Genomic DNA, 26,404 nt, shown 5'->3' on the forward strand with positions numbered 1-26,404 from the left:
GATCTGGCCGCTGCGCGTCCAAAGCGATCGCCACCCTCTTCATTGTCCGTGGGCGGTCACGGTCAAACCGCAACGTCAAACCCCGGTCGAGCCGTGGCGTCAAGCGGCGGCGCGTTGGTTGCAGCGTCGAGCGGTGGCGTTGAGCGGTTGGGTCGGTGGCGGCGTTGAGCGGTGGCGTCGAGCGGTGGCGGCGTCGGGTGCGGGCGTTGAGCGGCGTCGAGTGGTGGCGTCAAGTGCGGCGTTGAGCGGTGGCGGCGTTGAGCGGTGATGTTGGATGCGGCGTTGAGTGGTGGCGTCGATTGCGGGGCGGAACCGTGGCGTCGGGGCACCGGGCGGTGGCTGCCGCTGCGAGGATGGATCTATGCGGTTCGTAGACATTGCCGCGACCTCGGCCGCGGTCGCCGCGACGGGCGGGCGGAAGGCGAAGATCGAGCTGCTGGCTGACGCGCTGCGCCGGCTGGAGCCGGACGAGATCGCTGCCGGTTCCGCCTATCTCGCCGGTGAGCTGCGGCAACGGCAGACCGGGGTGGGTTATGCCGGGCTGCGTACCCGGCCGGCGCCGGCCCTGGAGCCGACCCTGACCGTCGCCGCGGTCGACGCGGCGATCGCCGAGATCGCCACGGTGTCCGGCACCGGGTCACAGGCGCGCCGCCGGGAGTTACTGGGGGCGCTGTTCGGGGTGGCCACCGCCGACGAGCAGCGACTGCTGGTCGGCCTGTTCGGCGGCGAGCTGCGGCAGGGCGCGCAGGCCGGACTGCTGGCCGAGGCGGTCGCGGTGGCCGCCGGGGTGCCGGTCGCCGCCGTACGCAGAGCCCTTCTTCTCTCCGGTGATCTCAAGCAGGTCGCGGTCGCCGCGCTGAGCGGCGGTGCCGCCACGCTCGCCGGCATCAGCCTGCGGGTCGGTACCCCGCTCACCCCGATGCTCGCGCAGAGCGCCCCGGACGTCGGCGCGGCGCTGCTGGCCACCGGCGCCCCGGCGGTGATCGACACCAAGCTCGACGGCATCCGGATCCAGGTGCACCGCTCCGGTGACGAGGTGGCCGTCTTCACCCGCAGCCTCGACGACATCACCGCGCGGCTGCCCGAGGTGGTGGCGGCGGTCCGGGCGCTGCCGCTACGCGAGGTGGTGCTCGACGGCGAGGCGATGGCGCTCGACGAGCAGGGCCGGCCGCGGCCGTTCCAGGAGACGTCGAGCCGCGCCGCGACCAGGGCGAAAAGCAACCCGCTGGCGCTGGTGCCGTACTTTTTCGATCTTCTGCATCTGGATGGCGCCGACCTGCTGGACGAGCCGGGCCGGGTGCGCTGGGCGGCGCTGGCCGACGCGCTGCCGGCCGAGTTGATCGTCGGGCGGGAGACGGTCGAGACCGAGGAGCAGGCGGCCGCCGTGTTCGCCGCCGCCCTGGCCGCCGGGCAGGAGGGCGTCGTGGTCAAGGCGCCCGAGGCACCCTACGACGTGGGCCGCCGTGGTGCCGCCTGGGTGAAGGTGAAACCCCGGCACACCCTGGACCTTGTGGTGCTGGCCGTCGAGTGGGGACACGGGCGGCGCAAGGGCTGGCTGTCCAACCTGCACCTGGGCGCCCGCGATCCGGAGACCGGCGGCTTCGTGATGCTCGGCAAGACGTTCAAGGGGCTCACCGACGAGTTGCTGCGCTGGCAGACCGAGCGGTTCAAGGAACTGGCCGTCGAGGACGACGGCTGGGTGGTGCGGGTGCGGCCGGAGCAGGTGGTGGAGATCGCGTTCGACGGGGTGCAGACGTCGCCGCGGTACCCGGGCGGGGTGGCGCTGCGGTTCGCCCGGGTGCTGCGCTACCGGGACGACAAGCGGGCGGCGGAGGCGGACACCATCGACGCGGTCCGGTCGATCGGTGTCACAGGGCAGCCAGACTCCGGACGTAATTCACCTGCTGATTGATGGTGATCACGTCCCGCTCGTGGTGGGTGGGGATGCGGGCGACGTACTGCCTCGGGCCGCTGGTGACGGTGACCTGCACGCTGCCCTGCGGCACCGACTCCTTGACCAGGAAGAGCAGCAGGCTGAACCCGGCGGTGAAGCAGACCCCGGCGACGCCGACGATCTTGGCCCAGGCCGGGGTGCGTCGCTGGGTCACCCAGAAGTCGTTGACCTGCCACTGCGAGCCGGACAGCGGGAAGTCGCCGGCCGGGGTGCGGATCACCGACGAGGTGATCTCGATCTCGGCGATCTGGACGATCACCGGACCGGAGGCGTAAGGCTCGGGATCGGCCGGGACCTGCGCAGCGGCGCCGGCAGCGCTCGGCGGCACCGCCGGAAAACCGGTGGGGCTCGGCGGCGCTGAGGGGTAGCCGGTGGAGCTCGGCGGGACTGCGGGGTAGCCGGTAGGGCTCGGTGGGGCCGGGGCAGGTGCGGGCGGCGGCGTGGCGGGGCTCGACGGCGGGCCGGGCGGGGCCGGCGCGGGGGTGCCCCAGGGATCGTCCGGCGGGAAGGTCATGCTCCGGACATTAATCCGCGCCGTTCTGCGCCGCGAGCCTGCGGTCGGCCTCGTCGACCCGGTCCACCGGCTGTTTCGCGGCCTTGCGCTGGTCGGCGGCGGCCACCCGGTCGCGCGGACGCTCGGTGGGGCCGTCCGGGGCGGCCCGCTCGCCCGGCGGGGTGTTCGCGCCGTGCGCCTCCCGGCGGGCCTGGTAGCCGTAGAGCAGCAGGGCCATCACCGAGAACAGCCACCACTGGACCGCGTACCCGCCGTTCTGCCAGGCGTCCTCGTGCTCGATCGGCACCGGGACGAAGGCCGGATCGTTGGCCGGGGTCTGCGAGGTGACGAGCACATACGCCCCATAGACCGGGAAGGGCAGCTCGCCGGCGAGCCGGGGCAGGTTCAGCCGCCGGGTGTCCAGCCGGCCGTCCCGTCGCTCGACCGGGGCAGGTCGGCTTTCCGACAGGTGAACCTTGCCGACCACTGTCACCTCACCGGCCGGGGCGGCCGGAGCCTGCGGGCCGGCCAGTGCACCATCCGCCGCCGGTGGCACCCAGCCCCGGTCGATCAGCACCGCCGCGCCGTCGGCCAGCACCAGCGGCGTGAGAATCTCGAAACCCACCTCGCCGTTCACCGTGCGACCCCGGGCCTGGATCTCGTGAGCCGGGTCGTAGCGCCCGGTGACGGTGACCTTTGTCCAGGCCAGCGACTTGCCGGGGGAGGCGCCGGCGGTGCCCGGGGCGGTCGGCGCGGCCAGGACCGAGGTCAGCGGAACGGCCTGGACGGAATCCGCGGCATCGATCCTCATATTGATCTCGTGGCGCTCGTGGTACCGGTGGAGCTGCCAGTTGCCGAGCAGCACCATGATCACTGAGGCGACCACGGCCAGGACGGCGGCGCCCAGCCAGCGCGGGGTAAGCAGGAACCGGTACACCCCCCGAGGCTACCCGGCGAGGCGGTAGCCTCCGCCGCAGCCGGGTACTGTGCGAACTTCCGGCGGCCAATACCACGTGACCGCCGGTCCGCGTAACCCTCGGGGGAGACATTGATCACCGCCCAGCCTCGTCTGGTCGTGAGTGCGCCGTCATCCGGCCACGGCAAGACCGCGATAGCCGTCGGGCTGCTCGCCGCGATGGCAGCCCGTGGCGTCCCCACGGCGGGGTTCAAGGTCGGCCCGGATCACACCGACGCGGCGTACCTCGGATTGGCGGCCGGACGCCCGGGCCGCAACCTGGACCCGCGCCTGGTCGGCGCGCAGCGCATCGCGCCGCTGTTCGGGCACGGCGCGTCCGGCGCCCAGCTCTCCGTGATCGAGGGCGCGATGGGCCTGTTCGACAGCCTCACCGGCCAGCCGGAGATCGACGGCACCGCTGCCGTCGCGGCCACCCTGCGCGCCCCCGTCGCCCTGGTCGTGGACGTGGCGGCGATGGGTCACTCGCTGGCCGCGCTGGTTCACGGGTTCCGGATGTTCGACGAGATGGTGCACCTCGGCGGCGTGATCCTGAACCGGGTCGCCTCGCCCCGGCACGAGCAGATGCTGCGCAGCGCCCTGGACGACATCGGCATGCCGGTGCTCGGCGCGCTGCGCCGCGGTGACCTGCCCAACGTGCTGCCGTCCCGGGCGCACGGCCTGGTCCCGGTGGCGCACCGGACCGTCGAGGCCGGCCGCGCGGTCCGCCGGCTGGGCGAGGCGGTCGCCGAGTCCCTCGACCTCGACCGGCTGATGGCGCTGGCCAACTCGGCGCCGCCGCTGCCCGGCCCGCTCTGGACGCCGGCCGAGGCCGGCGAGGCCGCCGAGGTCCGCCCGGTGGTCGCGCTCGCCGGTGGTCCGGGAGCGCCTTACACGTACGTCGAGACCGCCGAACTGCTCACCGCCGCGGGAGCCGACGTCGTGGTGGTCGACCCGCTCCGGGACGAGTCGCTGCCGCCGGGCACCCGGGCCCTGGTCGTCGGCTCCGGCCTGCCCGAGGGGTACGCCGAGGAGCTCTCCGCCAACCGGCGGCTCTGCGCCGACGTGGCGAAGTTCGCCCGGGAGGGCTGGCCGGTGGTGGCCGAGGGGGTGGCCCTGCCCTGGCTGGGCCGCGACCTGGACGGCCGGCCGATGTGCGGGGTGCTGGACATCGCCGGGATCACCGGGGAGCAGACGGTCGCCGGGTACCGGGAGGCGACCGCGCCGGGCAGCTCGGTGCTGGCCCCGGCCGGCGCCCGGATCACCGGGTACAAGCAGCACCGCGCCCTGGTGACCCCGCGGGCCGGCACCTCGCCGGCCTGGACCTGGTCGGGCGGGAACCCGGAGGGCTTCGTCTGGCGGCAGGTGCACGCGTCCCAGTTGGGCCTGCACTGGGCGGCCGCGCCGGAAATCGCGAAGCGCCTGGTCACGGCGGCGATCGCCGGACCGGCGATGGCATCCGGCACGGTCCCGCAGATGTCCGCTCCGCAGATGCCGGGTTCGCATCCGGCGCCGCAGATGTCCGGCCCGCAGATGCCGGGCCAGCAGATGTCCGGCGCGCACCCGGGGCCGCCGATGCCCGGGCCCGTGCCGCGGGTCAGCGAGGGGCTCGCCCAGCCGGTCCCGATGCCGATGAGCGCGTCCCTGCCCGGCCCGGCGCAGGGTGGTCCGGGACAGACCGGTCCGGTGCCGGGCACCCCCGGGCCGGGTCCGGTTCCGCCGGCCGAGTTCGGTCCCGGCTCCGGCCACGCGGGGGAGTACGGGCCCGGTCCGATTCCGGCCGGTGATTTCGCCCAGGATGGGCCGCACGGTGAGTACGGCCACGACCGGCCGCACGGTGAGTACGTCCAGGATGGGCCGCACGGCCAGTATGTCCAGGATGGGCCGCACGGCGAGTTCGTCCGGGATGTACCGCATGGTGAGTTCGCCCAGGGCGCGCCGCACGGCGACTTCGGCCAGGATGTGCCGCCGCCGAATGGTCCGGTACCGGGGATGGCGCCGGCGCATGGCCCCGGGGTGGGACCGATGAACGGTCCGATTCCGGGGACGGGCCCGGCGAACGGTCCGGTGCAGGGGATGGCCGGGGCCAACGGGCCGATTCCGCCGCGTCCCGGGTCCGGGATGCCCAATGCGGGCCCGGCGCACGGGCATCCAGGGCCCGGCTCCTCCCACGGTCCGGAGGGGACACCTGACAACCGGCCGACCACGGACATCCCGATTCCGTCCTGATCGTTGCGGCGGCCGGCCTCCCGCAGGCGTCGCGCTGCCGCCCGGCGGATGTCGGTGTCCGATTCCGCCGGACCGCCGAGGCCTGTCCGGCATCGGATCGCGGAACCTTGGTGGTGATCCCGCCCACGCGCGGTGAGGTGCCGCTGAGCGGCCGGCCCGGCAACCTCGGGACCGGTCGCCGGCGGAGCCCGCCGGAAGCGGCCCAGCGTGCCAAAACGGCGATCGGCGGACCGGAAATTGTCGTACCCCCCTCGTACCGTGAGGGGCACGACAACCGAAGGAGGACGACCGTGGCCGCCCGTCTGCCGCTGGATCTGGACCCGCCGGTTCGTCAGCTCAGAGCACTGCTGCTGGGGGTCGACGACCGCGAGCTGACCGCTCCCACACCCTGCCCGGGCTGGTCGGTCGCGACCCTTCTCGATCATCTGATGCGGCTGGCCGAGGCGTTCGCCGAGGCCGCCCGCAAAGGCGCCGACACGTCCGCCGCCGGTCCGCCGCCGGCCCCGTCAGCGGCGCACCTGTCGCCGCACTGGCGCAGCCGCCTCCCGATCCTGCTGGAGGAGCTCGCCACCGCGTGGAAGGACCCGGCCGCGTGGCTCGGCGAGGCCCGGGCCGGCGGGGTCACCATGCCGGCCCGCGCGATGGGCACTGTCGCGGCCAACGAGCTGGTGATGCACGGCTGGGACCTGGCCCGCGCCACCGGGCAGGACTTCGCTGCCGACCCCCGTGTGCTGACCACCCTGATCGACTTCCTGGCCGCCGGCCCACCCGGCGGCACCCCGGGCTTCCTGGGCCCGCACCTCCCCATCGACCCGGACGAGGATGCCCTGCCCCGGGCCCTGGCCCTGGCCGGTCGCGACCCGGCCTGGCGTCCTCCCCGCATCCGCGACGTCCCCTCCGCCCAGCTGCGCCGACAGCACCCACCCGCCGCCCGCTCCGCCTGACCGGCATGCGGTTCGCCGGCGGCGCCGGGGCGCGTGAGCGGCGATCGGCGGCGGGGCCGGCTCGATGGGGCCAGCGCTTCGGGCTGGCTGGGGCCCGCGAGGTGTTGGCCGAGCGAGGGCGTTGCGGCGACCCCGGCACGGGCTGGTGGTTACGAGACCAACTTGTCGGAGGGTGGGGTGAACTTGAGTTTGGGCTGGCCCTTGAGGGCGTCCCGGAGGGTTTCCGCGACCGTGTACTTGGAGATGGTGGAGCGGCTGGTGCCCACGTAATGCTCCGGGTTGTCCGGGTCGGCGACGAAGGCTGACGCCGCCAGCTGCGGGGTGAAGCCGCTGAACCAGGCGGTCTTGTTGTTGTCGGTGGTGCCGCTCTTGCCGGCCACCGGGCGGCCCAGGGTGGCGAAGACCATCGGCGACGTGGCCCAGCCGCCGCAGCCACCGCGGGCGGCGCCGTAACCGGTGACGCAGCGGGCCGCGTCGGTCGCGGCGCGGGCCACGTTCTCGCTGAAGACGCGGTGGCAGCGCGGGGCGGCGATCACCCTGCCCTGGTACATCGCGTCGGTGCCGTCGGTCTTGCGGATCGCGGTGACCGGCAGCGGCTCGCAGTACCGGCCCTCGGCCGCGACGGTGGCGAACGCGTTGGCGATCTCCACCGGGGTGGCGTCGCTGACCCCGAGGGTGAACGCGCCCCACCCGGACGCGTGCTCCGGCGTGGCCAGCCGCCGGTCCACCTCGGTACGCCACTTGAGCCCGAGCCGCTCGGCCATCGCCACCGCCTTCTCCGCGCCGACCCGCTGCTCCAGCTGCACGAAGTAGGTGTTCACCGATTTGCCGAACCCGCTCCACATGGTCTGCGTGCCGGTCATCGACTTGCTGGAGTTCTTCGGGCACCAGTGCGTCCCGCAGGTGGCCGGCCCGGGCGCGGTGATGTATTTCGAGACGAACCGTTCCGGCGAGTAGAACGACGTGGAGAGCGGCAGCCCGGCCTCCAGCGCCGCCAGCATGGTGAAGATCTTGAAGGTGGAGCCGGCCTGGTACCCGGCCATGTCGCCGCCGCCGAGCAGCGGGTTCACCGTGTTCGGATAGTTGCCCCGGACATCGGAGTCCTGGGCGTGGTCGCTGTGCTTGCCGTTGTCGTCCTGGTGCAGCGAGTATTTGCGGTTCACCGCCATGCTGACGATCCGCCCGGTCCCCGGCTGGATCACCACCTCGCCGTGCGCGAACGGGCTGTTGCGCTTCTCCTTGGCCAGTACGTGCTTCATGGCCGCGGCCTGCACCTTCGGGTCGATCGAGGTGATCACCCGATAGCCGCCGCGCCGCAGGTTCTCCTCCCGGTCCAGCACCGTCGCGCCGAACGCCGGCTGCTCCCGCCACCAGCTCTTGAAGTAGTCGCAGAAGAAGCCCCAGTCGTTGTGCTCGTCCGGGACGGAGACGCAGTCGTTCGGCGGGGCGCTCAGCTTCAGCTTGATCTTGGCTTTCCGCGCGGACGCCGCCTGCGCCGCGGTGATCGAGCCCATCTTCCGCATCTGGTCGATCACGTAGTCGCGCCGCTCCCGGGCCGCTTCCTGGTCCTTGGTCGCCGGGTCGTACGCCGACGGCGCCTTGACCAGCCCGGCCAGCAGCGCCGCCTCGTTCAGCGTGAGGTCTCTCGCGGGTTTCGAGAAGAACACCTCGGAGGCGGCGTAGATCCCGTACGCGCGGTGGCCGAAGTAGGCGGCGTTCAGGTAGCGGGCCAGGATCTCCTGTTTGCTGAGGCGCTGCTCGACCTCGATGGCCAGCCGCATCTCCCGCAGCTTGCGGGTGGCGGTCTGCTCGGTGGCCTCCAGGGCCTCCTTCGGCGTCCGCGCGCTGTCCCGCAGCGCCATCCGGACGTACTGCATGGTCAGCGTCGAGGCGCCCTGGGAGACCCCGCCGGCCTGCTGGTTGGCGACGAAGGCGCGGGCCACCCCCTTCGCGTCGACGCCGTGGTGCTCGTAGAAGCGGGTGTCCTCGGAGGCCACGATGGCCTGGGTGATGTAGGGCGACATGTCCCGGAGCGGCACCTGCCGCCGGTACTCCTCGTAGAACATGGTCAGCAGCGTCTTGCCGTCCTTGGCGTAGACGTAGCTGGTCTGCGCGGCGGGCACCTCGGTGAGCTGCTCGGGCAGGTTCGCCAGGGCGTCGGTGCCGGCCTTGACGCCCATCCCGGCCAGGGCCGTGAAGGGATAGGAGAGGCCGGCGATGACCAGGCCCGCGATGAGCCCGGCGCGGATCAGGAGGGCGACTCTTCCGGCTACGGTGGGGCGTCGGTCAGTCACCCTTCGAAGGTATGACAAATCGCCTCATGTTCCCCAGGAATCCGTCAGAGAACGCGAGTCCGGCATGCTGGGGCCATGACGTTCGATCTCGATCATCACGGCGACGCCGAGGTGGAGGCGGGCCTGATCGATCTCGCGGTCAACGTGCGGCACCAGGCGATGCCCGCCTGGCTCGCGGACCCGATCGCGGCCTCGCTGAGCCGGCTCGCCGCCTATCCCGACGCCACCGAGGCGACCGCCGCGGTCGCCGCCCGCCATCGCCGGGACCCGGCCGAGGTGCTGCTCACGGCCGGTGCCGCGGAGGGGTTCGTGCTGCTCGCCCAGGCGCTGCGCGGCGCCCGCCGGCCGGTCGTGGTGCATCCCCAGTTCACCGAGCCGGAGGCCGCGCTGCGCAACGCCGGGCACCGGATCGAGCGGGTGCTGCTGCCCGAGGCGGACGGTTTCCGGCTGGACCCGGCGCTGGTGCCCGACGACGCGGACCTGGTCTTCGTGGGCAACCCGACGAACCCGACGTCGGTCCTGCACCCCGCCGAGGACCTGGCGAAACTGGCTCGCCCCGGGCGGGTGCTGGTGGTCGACGAGGCGTTCGCCGACACCACGTACCGGAAAGGGTGTCCGGGCGAACCGGAATCCCTGGCCGCGCGCGGCGACCTGCCCGGCCTGGTCGTCGTGCGCAGCCTGACCAAGACCTGGGGCCTGGCCGGCCTGCGGATCGGCTACCTGCTCGGCCCGGCCGAGGTGCTGGCCCGGCTGGTCGCGGTCCAGCCGCTCTGGGCGGTCTCGACGCCGGCGCTGGCCGCGGCGACGGCGTGCGCGTCGCCGGTCGCGATCGCCGCCGAGCGCGAGATCGCCGCCGAACTCGCCGCCGAACGCGCCCACCTGGTGGAACGTCTGCGGGAGGTGCCGAACGTCACGGTCGCCGGCACCCCGGCGTCCGCTTTTGTTTCGGTACGCACGCCGGGTGCTGATCAGATCCGCGTCGAGCTGCGCAAACGCGGCTACGCGGTGCGCCGTGGCGACACCTTCCCGGGTCTGGGTCCCGACTGGCTCCGGTTTGCGGTGCGCGACACTGCCACCACGGACCGATTCGTGCAGACTCTGCGGGAAGTCCTCGATGAACGACCCGAGGAGTGAGCGGGGAGTGCGGCGAGACCCGAGCCGAGTCCCCGCGCGACATGAGCCGAGAGCGAAGCGAGAAGTGACCGAGGAGCGCCCGTGACCCTGGAGACCACCCTGGCAGCCATCCGCCCGGCCGACGAGCAGGCCATGGCGGCCGCCCGCGAGCTGCAGGCCCGGCTGACCAAACCGGCCGGTTCGCTCGGACAGCTGGAGGAGCTGTCGGTGCGCCTGGCCGGGCTGGCCGGGGTCTGCCCGCCGCCGCTGCCCGCCCCGGCCACCGTCGCGGTCTTCGCCGGTGACCACGGCGTGCACGCCCAGGGCGTCACCCCGTGGCCGCAGGAGGTCACCGCCCAGATGGTGGCGAACTTCGTGGCCGGCGGCGCGGTGGTCAACGCGTTCGCCCGGCAGGCCGGCGCCGACGTGCTGGTGGTCGACGCCGGGGTGGCGATCCCGCTGCACGGCGGGCCGACCCTGCTGGAGGCGAACGTCCGCCGCGGCACCCGGGACATGACCGTCGAGCCGGCGCTGACCCGCGAGGAGGCGCTCGCCGCCGTCGAACTGGGCGTCGCGGTCGCCGGCCAGCTCGTCGCCGCGGGCGCGAAATGCCTGCTCACCGGGGACATGGGGATCGCCAACACGACTCCGGCCGCAGCGCTGATCGCGGTCTTCACCGGCAGTGACCCGGCCACCGTGACCGGGCGGGGGACCGGCATCGACGACGCCATGCTGGCGCACAAGACCGAGGTGATCGCGGCGGCGCTGGCCCGGCACACACCGGTCGCGGCCGACCCGCTCGGCGTGCTGGCCACCGTCGGCGGCCTGGAGCACGCCGCGCTGGCCGGTTTCATCCTGGGCGCCGCCGCGAACCGGGTGCCGGTGGTCGTGGACGGCGTGATCGCCGCCTCGGCCGCCCTGGCCGCCGCCGCGTTCGCCCCGGACGCCGTCGCCGCGATGGTCGCCGGGCACCGCTCGGCCGAGCCGGGTGCCACCGTCGCGCTCGCCCACCTGGGCCTGGAACCGCTGCTCGACCTCGGGATGCGCCTCGGCGAGGGCAGCGGCGCGGTGCTGGCGCTGCCGATCGTCGCGGCAGCGATCCGGGTCCTGCACGAGGTGGCGACGTTCGACGCGGCGGGAGTGTCCGAGAAATGAGCCTGTACCCCCTCGCCCTGCGCCTCGACGGCCGCCGCGTGCTGGTCGTCGGCGGCGGCACGGTGGCCACCCGCCGGGTGCCCGCGCTGATCGCGGCCGGTGCCCGGGTGGAGATCGTCGCTCCCGAGCTGACCCCCGCGCTGCGGGCGTACGTCGACGCGAGCCGGGCGACCTGGACGCCGCGGCGCTTCGAGCCGGCCGATGTCCAGGGCGCCTGGCTGGTGCACGTGGCCATCGACGACCCGCGGGCCGCTGCCGAGGTCAGCGCGGCCGCCGAGGATCACCACATCTTTTGCGTACGGGCGGATGACCGCGATGCCGCCACCGCGTGGACGCCGGCTGTCACCCGGCACGGGCAGGTGACCGTCGCGGTGACCGACGGCGGTGACCGCCGCCGGGCCATGGCGGTCCGTGACCTGGTCGCGCACGCGCTCGAGGCGGCGCCGCCGGCCGCACCCGAGCTGAAGGGCGTGGCGCTGGTCGGGGCCGGCCCGGGCGACCCGGAGCTGATCACCGTGAAGGGCCGCCGGCTGCTCGCCGCCGCCGACGTGGTGGTCGCCGACCGGCTGGTGCCCGGCATGCTCCTCGGTGAGCTGCGCCCGGAGGTCGAGCTGATCGACGCCGCGAAGATCCCGTACGGGCCGTCGGCCGCCCAGGAGGAGATCAACCGGATCCTGGTGGACCGGGCGCTGCAGGGCCGGTTCGTGGTGCGGCTCAAGGGCGGCGACAACTTCGTCTTCGGCCGCGGCGGCGAGGAGGCCCTGGCCTGCGCCGAGGCCGGCGTCCCGGTGCTGGTGGTACCCGGGGTGACCAGCTCGATCGCGGCGCCCGCGCTGGCCGGCATCCCGGTCACCCACCGCGGGGTGGCGCACGAGTTCACGGTGGTCTCCGGGCACATCCCGCCGGACCACCCGGACTCGCTGGTCGACTGGCCGGCGCTGGCCCGGCTGCGCGGCACCCTGGTGGTGCTGATGGGCCTGAAGAACCTGCCGAAGATCGCGGAACGGCTGCTCGCCGAGGGCCGGGACACGGACACGCCGGTCGCGGTGATCCAGGAGGGCTCCACGGCGCACCAGCGGTCGTTGCGCAGCACGCTCGGCGCGGTCGCCGGCGAGGTGGCGGCCGCCGGGATCCGCCCGCCGGCAGTGGTGGTGATCGGCGAGGTGGTCGCCGCCACCAGCGCGTTCACCCCGGCCGGCTGACCCGGGCGTACGCCAGGCGGACGGTGCCGGGCCGCAAGCGGCCCGGCACCGAACCGCATGGTCTACGCGTCTGCCGGCTTCTCGGTGTCGTCGACGCCCAGCTCGTCGAGGAACGTGCGGGCCCAGCGAGCGACGTCGTGCGTGCGCAGGTGCCGCTGCATGACCCGCATCCGGCGCTTGAGCTCGGCCGGCTCCGCGTTGATCGCCCGCAGCAGCGCGTCCTTCACCCCGTCCGGGTCGTGCGGGTTGCACAGGAACGACTGGCGAAGCTCCGTGGCGGCGCCGGCGAACTCGCTGAGGATCAGCGCGCCCCCGGTGTCGCCACGGCAGGCGATGTACTCCTTCGCCACCAGGTTCATCCCGTCCCGCAGCGGGGTCACCATCATCACGTCGGCGGCCGCGTACATCGCGGCGAGTTCCTGCTTGCTGACCGATTGATGCAGGTAGTGCACGGCCGGGGTGCCGACCTTGCCGAACTCGCCGTTGATCCGGCCGACCTCGCGCTCCACCTTGACCCGCAGCGTCTGGTAGTGCTCGACACGCTCCCGGCTGGGCGTCGCCACCTGCACCATCACCGCGTCGCCGACGCTGAGTTTCCCGTCGGCGAGCAGCTCGCGGAACGCCTTGAGGCGCAGCTCGATGCCCTTGGTGTAGTCCAGCCGGTCGACGCCGAGGATGACCGTTTTCGGGTCGCCGAGCTCGGCCCGGATCTGCTTGGCCCGGGCCTGCACCGACGGGTCGGCGGCCAGCCGCTCCATCTCCTTGGTGTCGATGCTGATCGGGAACGCGCCGGCTTTCACCTTGCGCCCGTCCACCTGGATCGACTGGCCCTCGTAGCGCAGGCCGAGCAGGTGCCGGGCCAGCCGGACGAAGTTCTGCGCGGCCAGCCGCTGCTGGAAGCCGACCAGGTCGGCGCCGAGCAGGCCGCGCAGGATCTCGGCCCGGAACGGCATCTGCATGAACAGCTCGATCGGCGGGAACGGGATGTGCAGGAAGAAGCCGATCCGCAGGTCGGGGCGCATCTCGCGGAGCATCGCGGGTACCAGCTGGAGCTGGTAGTCCTGCACCCAGACGGTGGCGCCCTCGGCCGCGACGTCCGCCGCTGCCTCGGCGAACCGCTGGTTGACCGCGCGATACGAGTCCCGCCAGCGGCGCTTGTAGGCGGGCGTCTCGACGGCATCGTGGTAGAGCGGCCAGATCGTCGCGTTCGACTGGCCCTCGTAATAGCGCTCGAGCTCGTCGGCGCTCAACGGCACCGGATGGATGTGGATGCCTTCGAGGTCGAACGGGTCGGGGGCGGGTCCGTCCCCGCCGGCCCAGCCGATCCACGTGCCACGGTGCTCGACGAGCACCGGGTGCAGTGCTGTGACCAGGCCGCCCGGGCTGGGCCGCCACTGGCGTTCCCCGCTCGGGAGGGTTACCTCGTCCACGGGCAAACGGTTGGCGACGACGACGAAGGAACTTCGTTGGGCCACGCTGAGTACACCTCCGGGTGGTTTCTGTTCCCCAGTCGAGCCTACTGTGCGTAGCCGCCTGGGGTCGTACCCGACTCTGGTCATACGGTTTTTGACCGGGGTGCCATCCTGTGCCGGTGAGCCCCCTCGATGATCATTCCCAGCATCGGCGTCCAATCTTCTACCCTGTGGTGATCGCCACGGTGCTGCTCACGATCATCGGGATGATCGGCGGGTACCTGCTCAGCGAGCGGAAGGACCGCGCCCCGGTGGTCGCAGCCTCCACCGACGCCCCTTCCTATACCCCCTCGGAGGGCCCATCCCTCCTGCCCACCGACGGGTTGTGCCCGCAGCAGACCCAGGACCTCGGGCCCTCGCAGGGCGCGCAGGGCGAGCTGTCCCAGGTGCTCCGGCGCAGCACCACCCGCGGGACGGCGATCTGGATCTGCCAGGACGATGTCGGCCAGCTCTTCTACCACGCCAACAAGGGCGGCGAGTCGGCCGTCTGGGAGGAGGGCAAGACGGCGCTCTTCCTGCGCGGCGTGCGGCTGCTGCCGGACGGCAGCTACGAGGGGACCGCGTCGGACGGGAGTATCTTCAATCTGAACAACGAACGTCTGCTGATCACCCGCCTCGGCGGCAAGCAGCAGGTCCAGGACTTGGCCCCGGAGTGACCGCCAGGGGTTGACGTTCACGGCGCCCACGGGACCTGGAAAGATTGTCCTTTGATTCCGGCACCGACAACTCACGATCTCGGAGGTAGGGCACACCGTGGCCCAGTTCATCTACGTCCTGGAAAAGGCGCGCAAGGCGCACGGCGACAAGGTCGTGCTGGACAATGTGACGCTGAACTTCCTGCCGGGCGCCAAGATCGGTGTGGTCGGCCCGAACGGCGCCGGTAAGTCCACGCTGCTCAAGGTGATGGCGGGGCTCGAGACGCTGAGCAACGGCGATGCCAAGCTGATGCCCGGCTACACCGTCGGCATGCTCGCGCAGGAACCGCCGCTCAACGACGCGAAGACCGTCCTCGGCAACATCGAGGAGGCGGTCGCGGAGACCAAGGCCAAGCTGGAGCGGTTCAACAAGATCGCCGAGCAGATGGCCACCGACTACTCCGACGAGCTGATGGAGGAGATGGGCAAGCTCCAGGAGCAGCTGGACCACGCCGACGCGTGGGACATCGACTCGCAGCTGGAGCTGGCGATGGACGCGCTGCGCTGTCCGCCGCCGGACGCCGACGTCACCCAGCTCTCCGGTGGTGAGCGCCGCCGGGTCGCGCTGTGCAAGCTGCTGCTCGAGGCGCCCGACCTGCTGCTGCTCGACGAGCCCACCAACCACCTGGACGCGGAGAGCGTGCACTGGCTGGAGCAGCACCTGGCCAAGTACGCGGGCACCGTCATCGCGATCACCCACGACCGGTACTTCCTGGACAACGTGGCCGGCTGGATCCTCGAGCTGGACCGCGGCCGGGCGTACCCGTACGAGGGCAACTACTCGACCTACCTGGAGAAGAAGGCGCAGCGTCTCGCGGTCGAGGGCCGCAAGGACGCCAAGCTCAAGAAGCGCCTCACCGAGGAGCTCGAGTGGGTCCGGTCGAACGCCAAGGCCCGCCAGACCAAGTCGAAGTCCCGCCTCGACCGGTACGAGGAGATGGCCGCCGAGGCGGAGAAGACCCGGAAGCTGGACTTCGAGGAGATCCAGATCCCGCCGGGCCCGCGCCTGGGCAACACCGTCATCGAGGTCAGCGACCTGGTCAAGGGCTTCGACGGGCGGACCCTGATCGACCACCTGTCGTTCTCGCTGCCGCGCAACGGCATCGTCGGCATCATCGGCCCGAACGGTGTCGGTAAGACCACGCTGTTCAAGACCATCGTCGGGCTGGAGCAGCCGGACGAGGGCTCGGTGCGGATCGGTGAGACGGTCAAGCTCTCCTACGTCGACCAGAGCCGGGCCGGCCTGGACCCGAGCAAGACCGTGTGGGAGGTCGTCTCCGACGGGCTCGACCACATGATGGTCGGCAAGGTCGAGATGCCGTCCCGGGCGTACGTCGCGGCGTTCGGCTTCAAGGGCCCGGACCAGCAGAAGCCGACGAAGGTCCTCTCCGGTGGTGAGCGCAACCGGCTCAACCTGGCGATGACGCTGAAGATCGGCGGCAACGTGATCCTGCTCGACGAGCCGACCAACGACCTGGACGTGGAGACGCTCTCCAGCCTGGAGAACGCGCTGCTGGAGTTCCCCGGCTGCGCCGTGGTCATCTCCCACGACCGGATGTTCCTCGACCGGGTGGCCACCCACATGCTCGCGTGGGAGGGCACCGAGGAGGACCCGGACAAGTGGTTCTGGTTCGAGGGCAACTTCGAGGCGTACGAGAAGAACAAGATCGACCGCCTCGGCGCCGAGGCGGCTCGTCCGCACCGGGTGACCTACCGCAAGCTCACGCGTGACTGAGCCGATCCGCAGCGGCACACCGAAGCAGCATCGTGACTGATTCTGGTCGGTTCATCCACGAGGTGCCCGTGCGCTGGTCCGACATGGACGCGTACGGGCACGTCAACAACGCGCGCTTCCTCACGCTGTACGAGGAGGCGCGCGTCGCGATGTTCTTCGTCGGGGCCCGCAAGCACGGGCTCGGCTCGTTCGAGGAGGGCATCGTGATCGCCCGCCACGAGATCGACTATCTGCGGCCGGTGGACTTCGGCGAGCCGGTGCGGATCGAGATGTGGATCTCCGAGCTGCGGGCGGCGGCGTTCACCGTGGCGTACGAGCTGTTCGACGACGGGGTGCTGGCCAGCCGGGCGAAGTCGGTGTGCGTGCCGTACCACCTGGCGAACGGGCATCCGCGGCGGCTCTCGGCCGAGGAGCGGGCGTTCCTGAAGCCCTACCTCGGGGTTGCCGGGGGCGGGTCCTCCGATCCCGGACGCGGCTCTCCCGATTCCCGGGGTGCCGGGGGCGGCTCTCGCGATTCCGGGACCGCCGGGGGCGGGCCGCTCGATGCCGGGGGCGGGTCATGAGTGGGCACGGCCTGCTCGGGGTTCCCGACGCGGGCGCGTTCCTGGCCCGGCTGACCCGGCTTGACCCCTCGGCACCGGTCCGATTGCGATCAGTCGGCGGCCGGACCGCGCTCTGGGCGCACCTGCCCTGGGACGTCCTTGTCACCCGCGAGGTGGCCGGCCCCGGGCCGGGCGACGCCACGGTCTCGGCGGGCGCCCTGCTCGCCGTGCTCGCCGCCGGCGGCGAGGACCTGCCCGAGCGGCGGGACACCCAGTGGCGCTGGCCGCTGCCGCCGGCCGCGAGCCAGGCGATCGAGTCGGTCGCCGGTGCCGAGCTGACCCGGCTCGCCGTGGCGGCCGCCGGCACGCTGCGGGAGGTGTCCGCGGGCGGGGTGGCCGGCCGGGCGGTGGGGCAGCGGGCGGTCCGGGACGCGCTCCTCGATCACGTGGCGCTGGTCGTCACGCCGGAGTCCGGCGACCCGGTTCAGGTCTCCCAGCGACTCGTGCAAGCGGTTGCCCGGATGGGTTTCCTGGGTCCGCGGGACGCGGAACCGGCTACGGCGCGAGTGCGGCGAGCCGGCAGCTGGGTGGGAATTTCGGCACCATATGGAGTCGCTTGGCGACAGAGCGCCCACAAATTGGCTGTTATGACGATGACGACTCACCCGAAAGGGTGAGGTCGCCTCGTCCTTCCGGTCCCGCCCTCCCGTTGGGGGGATGACCTTCAGGAACGGTCCGGGTACCGTCGGCCCTCGGATCTACTGCACGTCCGGCAGTGGGTCTGTTGGGGAGTGAGGTGCACACGATGCCGTGGTGGTCATGGCGTCCAGGATCGGCAGCGGGTAACGAGCCGGATACCGGTGGCGAAGTGGCGGTGCAGGGCACCGTCCGCGTCGGTGTCCCGGCTCAGCGCGAGCCGAGCCGGACCGCCGCTCCGTCCGAACTGCCTGCGGCCGGATCGTCCGATCTGGTCGAGCCGGTGTCGCTCACGCGCATCGGCAAAGCGCTCGACCTGCTCGACATCCGGTTCCTCGCCGACGGCGGCGGCAGCCTGCTCGCCATGTGGGAGCGGCACGCGGTGCTGTTCACCCTGGAGGGTCCGGACGACGAGATCCTGGTGATGCGGGCGCGTCCGCACGCGACGGTGCCACCGGACTGGGCCGACCGGGCGTACCGGGTGGTCAACGAGTGGAACCACACCCGGCGCTTCTGCAAGGCCTACGTGGGTGACCCGACCGAGCGCGGCCAGCTGCCGATCTATGCGGAGCTGCAGGTGCCGCTCGCCGCCGGGGCCCACGACACCCTGCTGGTGGAGCTGCTGGACTGCGGTGCCGCCGTCGCCACGTCGTTCGTCGACTGGCTCCACGACGAGGGCGCCCTGCTGTAATGCTGAGCTGGCTGGCTCCGCTGAGCTGGCTGGCTCCGCTGCGCTCCGCGGCAAAACGCCTGGTAACCGGTGACGAGCCAGTCGATTTTCCGCCGCCCGCACACCCCGCGGGCGTCGAAAAATCGTCTGTCTCGTCACCGGCGGCGTTTTGCGGGACCTCCGGGGCCTTCCGGCGTGCAGTGCGATGAACATCGCCTGACTCGTCATCGGTGGTGATGGCGGGTTCGCGCGGGTTTGATCTCCGGCACCGCCCACGGGCAGTGAAGGGTCCGGCGATCGTTGTGGACGCGCAGCGGCCAGATCGGCGGGCCCGGCCCGCGCGGGAGCATGCGATCCGCACCCCGGCGGACGCGCGTACATGAAGATCTTGACGTTGATCCTGGGCTGGCGGCCGCTGGTGGGGAGAACCCATCGCAGCCCGCGCTCAGTCGAGCGGGAACATGCCTAGCCGGCCGTGGTACTCCTTGCCCAGTTGGTCGGTGTCCGAGCCGACCAGCAGGCCGCGGGGCACGGTCAGGAAGGCGCGCACGCCGACGCCCCGGGAGCGGGTCGGGTTCCAGGACAGCGCCTTGCCGGTGGTCGGGCTGACCGCGCCGATACCCGGGCGGGAGACCGCGCCCGGCCCCGGGCCGTTGCCGTCGGTGCCGTACGGGTTGTCGAACCAGCGCTGGTGCCCGCCCAGGTAGACGGCCGGCCCGGTGACCGCGACGGCGTAGAGCGAGTCGCCGCCGGTCCGCTGCACCCAGGTGGGCCGCTGCTCGCCGGTCCGGTTGGTCTCGAAGCGCGCCGCGGAGTCGCAGAGTTTCTGCGCTGAGGAGGCCCGGCCGGTCGCGGCGACCACGAAGTAGGAGCCGTCCGGGGAGAACTTCACCTGACGCAGGTAGGTGTCGAAGCCCTTCATGCACTGCGGCTCGTACGCCCTGGTGTACCAGCCGGTGAGCTGCGCGGAGGCGCCGCCGACGTCGAAGAGCGCGATCTGCGTACGGTCCGCGCCGCCGGACTTGAGGAAAGCGCCGACCGCGACGAGCTTGCGCCCGTCCGCGGTGACGTCGAAGTGCTCGACCCGGGTCCGGCTCAGTCCCGGCCCGGCCAGGTGAGCGTCGAAGCCCTGGTCGACGGTCCCGGTCTCGGCGTCCATCCGGGCCAGGCCGACCCGGCCGACACCGTTGATCGCGGAGAACGTGCCGGCCGCGTAGAGGTCGTTGTCCCGGGTGGCCAGGGCGCGTACGTCACCCCAGTTGACCTTGGCGCGGAACGCGGTGTCCCGGTTGCCGCTGCTCAGCCAGAGCCGGGTGAGCCCGCGCGACGAGACGCCGTTCACGGTCTTGAACGCGCCACCGGCGTAGACGGTCCCGTCGGCGCCGGGCGCGAGCGAGTAGATCGCGCCGTCCACGTCCGGGGCGAACGACCGGATCGAGCCGTCGTGCAGGTCGAACGCGAAGATGTTCTTCCGGGCCAGGGTGGTCCGCCGGCTGCTGTCCGCGACCTTGGTGAACGCGCCGCCGACGATCACCGTGTCGCCGACTACGGCGAGCGACCAGACGGTGCCGTCCAGCACGTGCGGGGTCCAGTCGACCGGGTTGCTGGAGACGATCGCCGACTGCGCGATGTCGGCCACCGCCGGTGGCGGGGAGCCGGCCAGGGCGGCGAGGAAAACTGTGGCGACGGCCAGCTGGCGACGACGCATGGGGCGGCTCCAGGATCGTGGATCGACTATCCGATCAACGAGCCATCGGCCACCACGTGACTGTCAGACCGCCGGGTCCATGGTGTTCACCATGAAATAGGCCGCCCGCTCCAGGTAGTCCCAGAGCATGGTGTGCAGCTCGGCGGGCAGGCCGAGCGAGTCGACGGCCACCCGCATGTGCGCCAGCCAGGCGTCCCGCTCGGCCGGGCCGACCCGGAACGGCGCGTGGCGCATCCGCAGCCGGGGGTGGCCGCGGCTGGCGGAGTACGTGTTCGGACCGCCCCAGTACTGCATCAGGAACAGGGCCAGCCGGTCGGCGGCCGGACCGAGGTCCTCCTCCGGGTACATCGGGCGCAGCAGCGGATCCTGCGCGACGCCCTCGTAGAACTTGTCGACGAGGCGGCGGAACGTCTCCTCGCCGCCGACGGCGGTGAAGAAGGTGACCTCTTCCGGTACTGGTGCGCTCACCGTTCCATCCTGCCAGCCGGGTCCCGCCGCGCCCCGCGCCTACCCTGTGTGCTCGGCCACCGGGGTGGCGGCCCGCTCGGCGGTCAGGAACTTCTCCCGGCTCGGCCAGGACATGGCGACCACGAGCAGCGCCACCGTGCCGGCCACGCTCCAGCCGCCGACCACTGTCGGCACCTTGATGCGGTCGGCGAGCAGCCCGGTGATCCCGACCGCGAGGAACTGGCTGGTCTGGATGCCGCTGTTCATCACCCCGAAGGCCCGGGCGCGGTGGCTGGCCGGCAGGGCCAGCACGAACGACCCGTTGAGCGCCGGCATCTGGGCACCCTGGGTCATCCCGGACACCAGGATCAGCCCGGCGGCCACCAGGGTCGGCGGGTTGACCAGGATCGGGATCAGCACCAGGGGAGTGCCGACGGCCAGCAGCGGGAGCAGCCGCCAGCGGCGTTCGGCGGGGACCAGGCGGGTGAAGAGCAGGCCGCCGATGACGTAGCCGCAGGGGCCGGCCGCCATGATCAGGCCCTGGGTGAGGCCCTGCGAGGTGCCGTCCGGGGAGGCTTCGGCGGCCCAGGAGGCGGCCAGGCTCTCCGGGACCACGACGAAGGCGATCACGGTGAACACCACTATCGCTATCGAGCGCAGCACCTCGTTGCCGAAGACCAGCTGGAAGCCCTCGCCGGTCTCGCGCAGCAGGTGCCGGCGGTGCGCCTCGGCCACCGCGGCCGGCCGTGCCCGCAGGTGGGTGGCGATCAGCAGCGCCGACAGGGCGAAGCTGCACACGTCCAGGGCGAGCGCGGCCCGTGGGTCCAGGCCGACGGCCACCGTGGCGCCGATCAGGTAACCGGTGACCTGGGCCGCCTGGCCGGTGGTGTTGTTGGTGGCGATCGCCAGGGTGAGCCGCTCCCGGCCGACGACCAGCGGCAGCACCGCCGAGCGGGCCGCCTGGGCGGGCGGCGTGGCCAGGCTGGCCACCAGGATCACCAGCAGGACCAGCGGCGTCGGCAGGCCGGGGATCAGCAGCACCGCGGTCAGCGTCATCCGGAAGACGTCGCAGAAGACCATCACCCGGCGGTGCGGGTAGCGGTCGCCAAGGGCGGCGAGCACCGGACCGAGCAGGATCCACGGCAGGTAGCCGATCGCGAACGAGATCGCGGAGAGCAGCACGGAGTGGGTCTGCTGGTAGACCAGGACGGTCACGGCCGCCCGGGACAGGTAGTCGCCGATCCAGCTGATCACCATGGAGGCGTAGATCGCCCGGAACTCTCGCAGCCGGAAAAGGCTACGGAAGGTGGCGCTCTCGACACCCTCCGTAGCAGACGTGGCTGGCTTGGGTTCCTCCGGGGCGTTGGCCACGTGTCCTCCATCGCTCTCGGCGGTCGCCGAGAGCCCGGCGAAGGCCATCCGCACCCGTGGGTGAACCGGCGCGAACGTGCCTATGCATGTGCAGAAGCTTTACCGGATTCTGCCCGATCGTCCGAGTCGATGCTAGGGCGGTTGGCCCGATTTTCGGCCGTTCGGCGGAGGTTGTAACCGATCTTCCTACCGTAAGCGCAGGTCAGGCCGGTCCGCCCGGCCGCTGCTCACCCATCGAAGGCGAGGAATTTTCGGGCCCGTTGTGCCAGGCCGGAGGCGTCGCGGAGCGGGGGGCCAGCCGGGACGCGGCGATCCGCCCGGACAGCCCGGTGTTCTCCAGCGCCTCGGTCAGCGCCCGGCGCAGCTCCCGCTGCACTGTCACCTGGCTGTCCGCGGTGGTCTTCGCGATGGTCCGGATCGTCGCGCCGTCGACGGTGAGCGTCTCCACGCCGACCACGTCCGGCGGCTCGATGAACTCGGTCTGGTGATCCGGGTGCTCGGCGACCGCGTCGGCGGCCTCCTTCAGCACCGCCACCGCCTCCTCGGAGCTGACGAAGCCGATCGGGATGTCGATCACCACCATGGCCCAGCCCTGGCTCTTGTTGCCGACCCGGACGATCTCGCCGTTGCGGATGTACCAGAGCACGCCGCGGGAGTCGCGGACCGTGGTGATCCGCAGGCCGACGCTCTCCACCACGCCGGTGGCCTCGCCCAGGTCGACGGTGTCGCCCACGCCGTACTGGTCCTCCAGGAGCATGAACAGACCGGCTATCAAGTCCTTGACCAGGCTCTGCGCGCCGAAGCCCAGGGCGACGCCGACGATGCCGGCGCTGGCCAGCAGCGGGGCCAGGTTGAAGCCGAACTCACCGAGCACCAGCAGCGCGGTCATCGTGAAGACCACCGCGCTGACGAAGCTGCGCAGCACCGAGCCGATCGCCTCGGCCCGCTGGCGGCGCCGCTCCGGGATGTACTGCGCGTCCTCCGCCGTGACGTCGGCCCGCTCCTTGAGCGGTTTCAGCAGGGCCGGCATCGCGGCTCGCGAGGTGCTGGCGGTCAGCCGGGAGATCGTCCGGTGCAGCAGCCAGCGGATCAGCATGGCGATCGCGATGATCGCGATGATCCGGACCGGCTTGAGGATGAGCACGTAGCCGCCCTGGGCCACCCATTCGGGTACCACGTTCTGGTCGGTGAGCCACTTGCACATCGAGTCGTCGAGGCACGACTGCTTCAGGTCGAGCGTCGGGACCGAGACGGAGGGGGACGGTGGGTCGAGGAGCAACACGGGTAGTCAAGCTACCGGGTGTGGCGGGGTGGACGACGTCAGACGTTTACCGTCAAGCCACAGATTGTGCTCGCAATTTGGTCATCCATCAGGGACTATTGGCGCACAGGCTTCGTCAGCGAGGCCCAGATCACACACGGCTGAGCTACAGGAGCGCGCACCAGTAACTGACACCGGAAGGGTGATCGCGATGCCTGACATACGACCCACAGTGGGCTCTTCCGCGTTGGTGCTGAACGCTACCTACGAGCCGCTGTGCGTCGTATCGGTGCGTCGAGCCACCATCCTCGTGCTCACTGCCAAGGCCGAGTGCGTGTCCGACGGTGACGGCATCCTGCACAGCGCGCACGAGCAACTCCCGGTCCCCTCCGTGGTCCGCCTCACGCGGTACGTGAAGGTGCCCTACCGCACGCACGTCGGCCTCTCCCGTCGTGCCATCTTCGCCCGTGACGGCGGCCGTTGCGCGTACTGCCGGGGTTCGGCCGAGACCATCGACCACGTCTTCCCGCGCAGCCGCGGCGGCCTGCACGCCTGGGAGAACGTCGTGGCCGCCTGCGCCAAGTGCAACCACAGCAAGGGCGACAAGACCCCCGCCGAGCTGGGCTGGCGGCTGCATTCCATACCGCAGGCACCACGTGGAGTGGCGTGGCGGGTGCTCGGGCATCGCACGCCCGACCCCCGCTGGATGGACTGGCTCGACCTGCCCGACACCCACGCCGCCACGGCTCCCGCCGAGGCGGCGTAATTATTGCTCGGCCTCGATCAGCGACGCGTACACGACCACGTTGTCGGCGTATCCCTGGTCACCGCCGAGCCACTTCCCGCCACAGGTCATCAGGCGTAACGAGGGCCGGCTGTAGTCGCCGTACACGCGGTGCACGGGCAGCCGGTCCTTGTCGTAGTGCTCCACCGAGTTCACCTCGAACACGGCCACGGTGCCGTCCTCCCGGAGCACCTCGATCCGCTGCCGCGGCCTGAGCCGCATCAGGTCGTGGAAGACCGACGGCCCGGTCCGGGTGTCCGCGTGCCCGACGAAGAGCGCCGGCCCGAACTGGCCGGGCGTCGGCCCGCCGCCGAACCAGCCGACCTCGTTGTGCCGTTTCAGCGGCGGCACGTCGACCGACCCGTCGCCGGCCCGTCCGACTTCCAGCACCGGCGCGTCCACGTGCAGATCCGGAATGGTGAGCCGCCGCGGCCGGCTCGGCTCGAGCACCGGGAAGGCGCGCGGCGGCGGCTGGTCCGGATCCCGGAACATCCCGATGTCGAAACCGGTGGCCACGCCGAGTCCCATGCCGACCGCGAACAGTCCGATGAAGAACATGACCAGCGCGATCCAGCCGGCGCCGAGCGTCCGGCGCCGGGGGCGACGGGGCCGGCCCGGCTGCACGGGTCTGCGTTGCCGCCGCCCCGCCTGGGACGGCGGCGTCGGCAGCGGCCCGGTCACCACGCCCGGCGGCGGGGCGGCGATCACCTGGGCCGGGCGTTTCCGGGCGACCGCCTCGGGCATGCGCGGCGGGCGCTGGGTCTCCTCCGCCACCGGGGCCTCAGCCCAGCCGCCGGCGACGGATCGACAGCGCGGCCAGGCCCAGGCCGCCCACCATCACCACCAGGCCGCCGCCGACCAGCAGCGACGCGATCCGCTCCGGGGCGGTACCGCCGCCGCCGGTGGCCGGCCCGCGGCTCGGCTCCACCTTGGCCAGCACGTGCAGCGAGGCGCTCGCGGTCTTCCCGTCCGGGCAGCGCAGGGTCGCCGCGTAGTCGCCGGCCGCCTGATCGGCCGGCACCTTCACGGTCGCGGTCAGGAAGACGAAGTCGGGTTCGACGGCCACCGCCCCGATCGGATCCGCGCTGACCGTCGCGGCTTTCAGGTTGTCGGTGCAGGAGGCACGCAACGAGACCGGGTCGCCGGCGCGCACCGTGCTCGGATTGATCTCGAGGAAGACCGACGCGGCCTGCGCGGCGGACGCCGGCAGCAGGGTCGCCGCCATGATCATCGCCGCCGCGGCGGCGGAGCCGAGCAATCGCATGGAACCTCCCTCTCGCCGTTCGCGGGCGGAAAGTACGCGGACGGCGCGTGAAGGTGATTTTCGCATTGCCGAGCACAATCCGCGTAGATCCCGACGGCGTGAGACCCCGGTTCGAGACCCGACGGTCCGGCACGACTCGTGCTCCGCTACCGTGATTGATGTTCGACATAAAATGAGGATCACCGGCGCCTGGGGGCGTTCAGTTGTCTGTAATCACAACCGTTCTGGTCTATGTGATCATCCCGGCCGCGGTCATCGGCACGGTGGCCGTCATCGTGTTCGCCGGCTCCGACAAGGGCAAGCCGTCCAAGCGGTACCGTCCCGGCCGGCCGTACGAGTTCGCGCCGATGTGGTTCATGGCGTCGCCCGCGCGTACCGTCGCGGCCGGCCACGGCCACGAGGCTCCGGCGCTCGAGCGCGGACTGGTCATCGAGGACAGTTCCGGCGCTCCGGTCCGGCCCGGCCCGACAGGAGGCGCAAGTGACAAGTGGTGAGCTGGTCGAGGCCGACCGCGAGGGTCCGTTCTCGACCCGGCAGCTGCTGCGCCTCGACGAGGCGCTCCGGATCGCCGACCAGGCGACCGGGCTGACCTTCAGCATCTACCTCGGCGAGCTGGCGGAACCGATCCGTGAGTCCGCCGAGAAACTGCACAGCGAGATCGTGAACCCGCACCGGGCGGTGCTGCTCGCGGTCTCGCCGAACCAGCGCCGGTTGGAGATCGTCACGGGCGACGAGGCCCGCAAGCGGATCACCGACCGGGACGCGAAACTGGCGGCGTTCGGCATGGCCGGTTCGTTCGCCGGCGGTGACCTGGTCGGCGGCCTGCTGATCGGCCTGGACCAGCTCGCCTCGCACGCCGGTAAGTCCTGACCGGCTAGAAACGGCTGACCCTGATCGGGTAGGGGGCGTCGAGCTTCACCGGCTCGGCGCCCTCGACGCGTTGCAGCTGCCGGTACGCCGCACCGTCCAGCATGTGCACGGAGAGCGCCGCGCCCGGCTCCACCCGCCAGTAGGCCGGGATGCCCGCCGACGCGTACACCGCGGGTTTGAGCAGGCGGTCGTAACGCCGGGTCTCGGGTGACTCCACCTCGACCACCAGTGCCACATCGGCCGGATCCACCCAGATCGCCCCGGACGAGCGCGGGCGCAACACCGTCACGTCCGGCACCAGGCTGCTGGAGTCGATCTCGACGCCCAGCCGGGCGCAGACCCACCAGTCCGGCGGGGCGGCCGCGCGCAGGGCGAGCACCACCGCCTCGACAGCGGCGTCGTGTGCCGGGCCGGGTGGCGGCGGGGTGACGTGCAGGCTGCCGTCGACGATCTCGTAGCGGTGCCCGTCCTGGGGGAACAGGTGCAGGTCGGGCTCGGTCCACCGGCCGTCCGGAGCGGTCCATCGCACCGGCGAACCCTGGCTCAGCATCGT

The 26,404-nt window shown here is 72.0% G+C and carries 24 protein-coding genes and 1 pseudogene; 14 read left to right on the top strand and 11 right to left on the bottom strand.

Translation table 11 applies throughout. The features are described 5' to 3' along the window. Nucleotides 1-361 precede the first annotated feature (361 nt). Nucleotides 362-1,912, top strand: coding sequence for an ATP-dependent DNA ligase (locus Actob_RS05655; RefSeq protein WP_284918994.1), 1,551 nt, complete (start codon nucleotides 362-364; stop codon nucleotides 1,910-1,912). Here the strand turns inward: Actob_RS05655 and Actob_RS05660 are convergent. Both Actob_RS05660 and Actob_RS05665 read right to left on the bottom strand, forming a co-directional pair. After that, the gene (locus tag Actob_RS05660; RefSeq protein WP_284918995.1) at nucleotides 1,869-2,468 is read right to left on the bottom strand and encodes a hypothetical protein; all 600 of its coding nucleotides are present in this window, start codon (nucleotides 2,466-2,468) and stop codon (nucleotides 1,869-1,871) included. The two genes, Actob_RS05655 and Actob_RS05660, sit on opposite strands and share 44 nt — an antisense overlap. 10 nt (nucleotides 2,469-2,478) lie before the next feature. Further along, nucleotides 2,479-3,384 (bottom strand): SURF1 family cytochrome oxidase biogenesis protein, encoded by a 906-nt coding sequence (locus Actob_RS05665; protein ID WP_284918996.1) that lies wholly within the window; start codon nucleotides 3,382-3,384, stop codon nucleotides 2,479-2,481. A gap of 138 nt (nucleotides 3,385-3,522) precedes the next feature. Between Actob_RS05665 and Actob_RS05670 the strand changes: the two genes are divergently transcribed. Beyond that, the gene (locus Actob_RS05670; protein WP_284918997.1) at nucleotides 3,523-5,628 is read left to right on the top strand and encodes a cobyrinate a,c-diamide synthase; all 2,106 of its coding nucleotides are present in this window, start codon (nucleotides 3,523-3,525) and stop codon (nucleotides 5,626-5,628) included. A 290-nt stretch (nucleotides 5,629-5,918) separates the two neighbouring features. Then, entirely contained in the window at nucleotides 5,919-6,572 is a 654-nt protein-coding gene (locus Actob_RS05675; RefSeq protein WP_284918998.1) for a TIGR03086 family metal-binding protein, read from the top strand. A gap of 149 nt (nucleotides 6,573-6,721) precedes the next feature. On the opposite strand, the gene Actob_RS05680 is transcribed toward Actob_RS05675, so the two are convergent. Further along, nucleotides 6,722-8,866 carry a transglycosylase domain-containing protein gene (locus Actob_RS05680; protein WP_284918999.1) on the bottom strand — a complete coding sequence of 715 codons (2,145 nt, stop codon included), beginning with the start codon at nucleotides 8,864-8,866 and terminating at the stop codon, nucleotides 6,722-6,724. Nucleotides 8,867-8,941: 75 nt separating this feature from the next. On the opposite strand from Actob_RS05680, the gene cobC reads away from it, so the two are divergent. The 3 genes from cobC (at nucleotide 8,942) to cobA (ending at nucleotide 12,336) form a co-directional block, all read left to right on the top strand. Next, the gene (gene cobC, locus Actob_RS05685) at nucleotides 8,942-10,000 is read left to right on the top strand and encodes an Rv2231c family pyridoxal phosphate-dependent protein CobC (protein WP_407653567.1); all 1,059 of its coding nucleotides are present in this window, start codon (nucleotides 8,942-8,944) and stop codon (nucleotides 9,998-10,000) included. Between the two features lie 81 nt (nucleotides 10,001-10,081). Then, nucleotides 10,082-11,134 carry a nicotinate-nucleotide--dimethylbenzimidazole phosphoribosyltransferase gene (cobT, locus tag Actob_RS05690; protein WP_284919000.1) on the top strand — a complete coding sequence of 351 codons (1,053 nt, stop codon included), beginning with the start codon at nucleotides 10,082-10,084 and terminating at the stop codon, nucleotides 11,132-11,134. Then, nucleotides 11,131-12,336 (top strand): uroporphyrinogen-III C-methyltransferase, encoded by a 1,206-nt coding sequence (cobA, locus tag Actob_RS05695; RefSeq protein WP_284919001.1) that lies wholly within the window; start codon nucleotides 11,131-11,133, stop codon nucleotides 12,334-12,336. Before cobT ends, cobA begins: the two co-directional genes overlap by 4 nt. 62 nt (nucleotides 12,337-12,398) lie before the next feature. Here cobA and Actob_RS05700 read toward each other — a convergent pair whose 3' ends face one another. Continuing rightward, nucleotides 12,399-13,811, bottom strand: coding sequence for an alpha,alpha-trehalose-phosphate synthase (UDP-forming) (locus Actob_RS05700; RefSeq protein ID WP_284919002.1), 1,413 nt, complete (start codon nucleotides 13,809-13,811; stop codon nucleotides 12,399-12,401). A 167-nt stretch (nucleotides 13,812-13,978) separates the two neighbouring features. Here Actob_RS05700 and Actob_RS05705 point away from each other — a divergent pair, with 167 nt between their 5' ends. From Actob_RS05705 to Actob_RS05725, 5 genes and pseudogenes are all read left to right on the top strand, one after another. Then, nucleotides 13,979-14,464, top strand: coding sequence for a hypothetical protein (locus tag Actob_RS05705; RefSeq protein WP_284919003.1), 486 nt, complete (start codon nucleotides 13,979-13,981; stop codon nucleotides 14,462-14,464). Between the two features lie 97 nt (nucleotides 14,465-14,561). Then, on the top strand, nucleotides 14,562-16,238 hold the full coding sequence (gene ettA, locus Actob_RS05710; RefSeq protein ID WP_284919004.1) for an energy-dependent translational throttle protein EttA: 1,677 nt from the start codon (nucleotides 14,562-14,564) through the stop codon (nucleotides 16,236-16,238). 53 nt (nucleotides 16,239-16,291) lie between these two features. Next, nucleotides 16,292-16,675: pseudogene (locus Actob_RS05715) on the top strand (acyl-CoA thioesterase); the annotation flags it as partial. Nucleotides 16,676-16,797: 122 nt separating this feature from the next. Next, nucleotides 16,798-17,457, top strand: a complete 660-nt coding sequence (locus Actob_RS05720; protein ID WP_284919005.1) for a serine/threonine-protein kinase — start codon at nucleotides 16,798-16,800, stop codon at nucleotides 17,455-17,457. Nucleotides 17,458-17,585: 128 nt separating this feature from the next. Further along, on the top strand, nucleotides 17,586-18,167 hold the full coding sequence (locus Actob_RS05725; protein WP_284919006.1) for a type III secretion system chaperone family protein: 582 nt from the start codon (nucleotides 17,586-17,588) through the stop codon (nucleotides 18,165-18,167). A gap of 424 nt (nucleotides 18,168-18,591) precedes the next feature. Here the strand turns inward: Actob_RS05725 and Actob_RS05730 are convergent, their stop codons facing one another. The 4 genes from Actob_RS05730 to Actob_RS05745 all read right to left on the bottom strand — a co-directional run bounded on the left by Actob_RS05730 (nucleotide 18,592) and on the right by Actob_RS05745 (nucleotide 22,876). Next, nucleotides 18,592-19,854, bottom strand: coding sequence for a PKD domain containing protein (locus tag Actob_RS05730; RefSeq protein ID WP_284919007.1), 1,263 nt, complete (start codon nucleotides 19,852-19,854; stop codon nucleotides 18,592-18,594). Nucleotides 19,855-19,917: 63 nt separating this feature from the next. Then, nucleotides 19,918-20,322: a globin gene (locus Actob_RS05735; RefSeq protein WP_284919008.1), complete on the bottom strand. Its 405-nt coding sequence runs from the start codon at nucleotides 20,320-20,322 to the stop codon at nucleotides 19,918-19,920. 39 nt (nucleotides 20,323-20,361) lie between these two features. Next, a complete protein-coding gene (locus tag Actob_RS05740; protein ID WP_284919009.1) occupies nucleotides 20,362-21,672 on the bottom strand; it encodes an MFS transporter in 1,311 nt (436 codons plus the stop codon). 202 nt (nucleotides 21,673-21,874) lie between these two features. Beyond that, on the bottom strand, nucleotides 21,875-22,876 hold the full coding sequence (locus tag Actob_RS05745) for a mechanosensitive ion channel family protein (RefSeq protein WP_284922244.1): 1,002 nt from the start codon (nucleotides 22,874-22,876) through the stop codon (nucleotides 21,875-21,877). A 268-nt stretch (nucleotides 22,877-23,144) separates the two neighbouring features. On the opposite strand from Actob_RS05745, the gene Actob_RS05750 reads away from it, so the two are divergent. Further along, entirely contained in the window at nucleotides 23,145-23,699 is a 555-nt protein-coding gene (locus Actob_RS05750) for an HNH endonuclease (protein WP_284919010.1), read from the top strand. Here Actob_RS05750 and Actob_RS05755 read toward each other — a convergent pair whose 3' ends face one another. Both Actob_RS05755 and Actob_RS05760 read right to left on the bottom strand, forming a co-directional pair. Continuing rightward, the gene (locus tag Actob_RS05755; protein WP_284919011.1) at nucleotides 23,700-24,491 is read right to left on the bottom strand and encodes a class F sortase; all 792 of its coding nucleotides are present in this window, start codon (nucleotides 24,489-24,491) and stop codon (nucleotides 23,700-23,702) included. Nucleotides 24,492-24,498: 7 nt separating this feature from the next. Continuing rightward, nucleotides 24,499-24,981 carry a hypothetical protein gene (locus Actob_RS05760; protein ID WP_284919012.1) on the bottom strand — a complete coding sequence of 161 codons (483 nt, stop codon included), beginning with the start codon at nucleotides 24,979-24,981 and terminating at the stop codon, nucleotides 24,499-24,501. 203 nt (nucleotides 24,982-25,184) lie between these two features. Between Actob_RS05760 and ctaJ the strand changes: the two genes are divergently transcribed. Together ctaJ and Actob_RS05770 are read left to right on the top strand one after the other, a co-directional pair. Further along, nucleotides 25,185-25,475, top strand: a complete 291-nt coding sequence (gene ctaJ / locus Actob_RS05765; protein ID WP_284919013.1) for an aa3-type cytochrome oxidase subunit CtaJ — start codon at nucleotides 25,185-25,187, stop codon at nucleotides 25,473-25,475. Continuing rightward, nucleotides 25,462-25,851, top strand: coding sequence for a DUF5130 family protein (locus Actob_RS05770; protein WP_284919014.1), 390 nt, complete (start codon nucleotides 25,462-25,464; stop codon nucleotides 25,849-25,851). The genes ctaJ and Actob_RS05770 overlap by 14 nt, the downstream gene beginning before the upstream one ends. A 4-nt stretch (nucleotides 25,852-25,855) precedes the next feature. Here Actob_RS05770 and Actob_RS05775 read toward each other — a convergent pair whose 3' ends face one another. Further along, nucleotides 25,856-26,401 carry a Uma2 family endonuclease gene (locus Actob_RS05775; protein ID WP_284922245.1) on the bottom strand — a complete coding sequence of 182 codons (546 nt, stop codon included), beginning with the start codon at nucleotides 26,399-26,401 and terminating at the stop codon, nucleotides 25,856-25,858. Nucleotides 26,402-26,404: the final 3 nt, after the last annotated feature.

Origin of the sequence: Actinoplanes oblitus, assembly GCF_030252345.1 — a bacterium.
Classification (GTDB): domain Bacteria; phylum Actinomycetota; class Actinomycetes; order Mycobacteriales; family Micromonosporaceae; genus Actinoplanes; species Actinoplanes oblitus.

Bases quoted from the DNA above. Each gene is read 5' to 3' on its own strand.
- Actob_RS05750 (WP_284919010.1), top strand. From the start codon at position 23,145: ATGCCTGACATACGACCCACAGTGGGCTCTTCCGCGTTGGTGCTGAAC.
- Actob_RS05660 (WP_284918995.1), bottom strand. From the start codon at position 2,468: ATGACCTTCCCGCCGGACGATCCCTGGGGCACCCCCGCGCCGGCCCCG.
- Actob_RS05760 (WP_284919012.1), bottom strand. From the start codon at position 24,981: ATGCGATTGCTCGGCTCCGCCGCCGCGGCGGCGATGATCATGGCGGCG.
- Actob_RS05655 (WP_284918994.1), top strand. From the start codon at position 362: ATGCGGTTCGTAGACATTGCCGCGACCTCGGCCGCGGTCGCCGCGACG.
- Actob_RS05745 (WP_284922244.1), bottom strand. From the start codon at position 22,876: ATGTGCAAGTGGCTCACCGACCAGAACGTGGTACCCGAATGGGTGGCC.
- cobC (WP_407653567.1), top strand. From the start codon at position 8,942: ATGACGTTCGATCTCGATCATCACGGCGACGCCGAGGTGGAGGCGGGC.
- Actob_RS05730 (WP_284919007.1), bottom strand. From the start codon at position 19,854: ATGCGTCGTCGCCAGCTGGCCGTCGCCACAGTTTTCCTCGCCGCCCTG.
- Actob_RS05720 (WP_284919005.1), top strand. From the start codon at position 16,798: ATGAGTGGGCACGGCCTGCTCGGGGTTCCCGACGCGGGCGCGTTCCTG.
- Actob_RS05775 (WP_284922245.1), bottom strand. From the start codon at position 26,401: ATGCTGAGCCAGGGTTCGCCGGTGCGATGGACCGCTCCGGACGGCCGG.
- Actob_RS05725 (WP_284919006.1), top strand. From the start codon at position 17,586: ATGCCGTGGTGGTCATGGCGTCCAGGATCGGCAGCGGGTAACGAGCCG.
- cobA (WP_284919001.1), top strand. From the start codon at position 11,131: ATGAGCCTGTACCCCCTCGCCCTGCGCCTCGACGGCCGCCGCGTGCTG.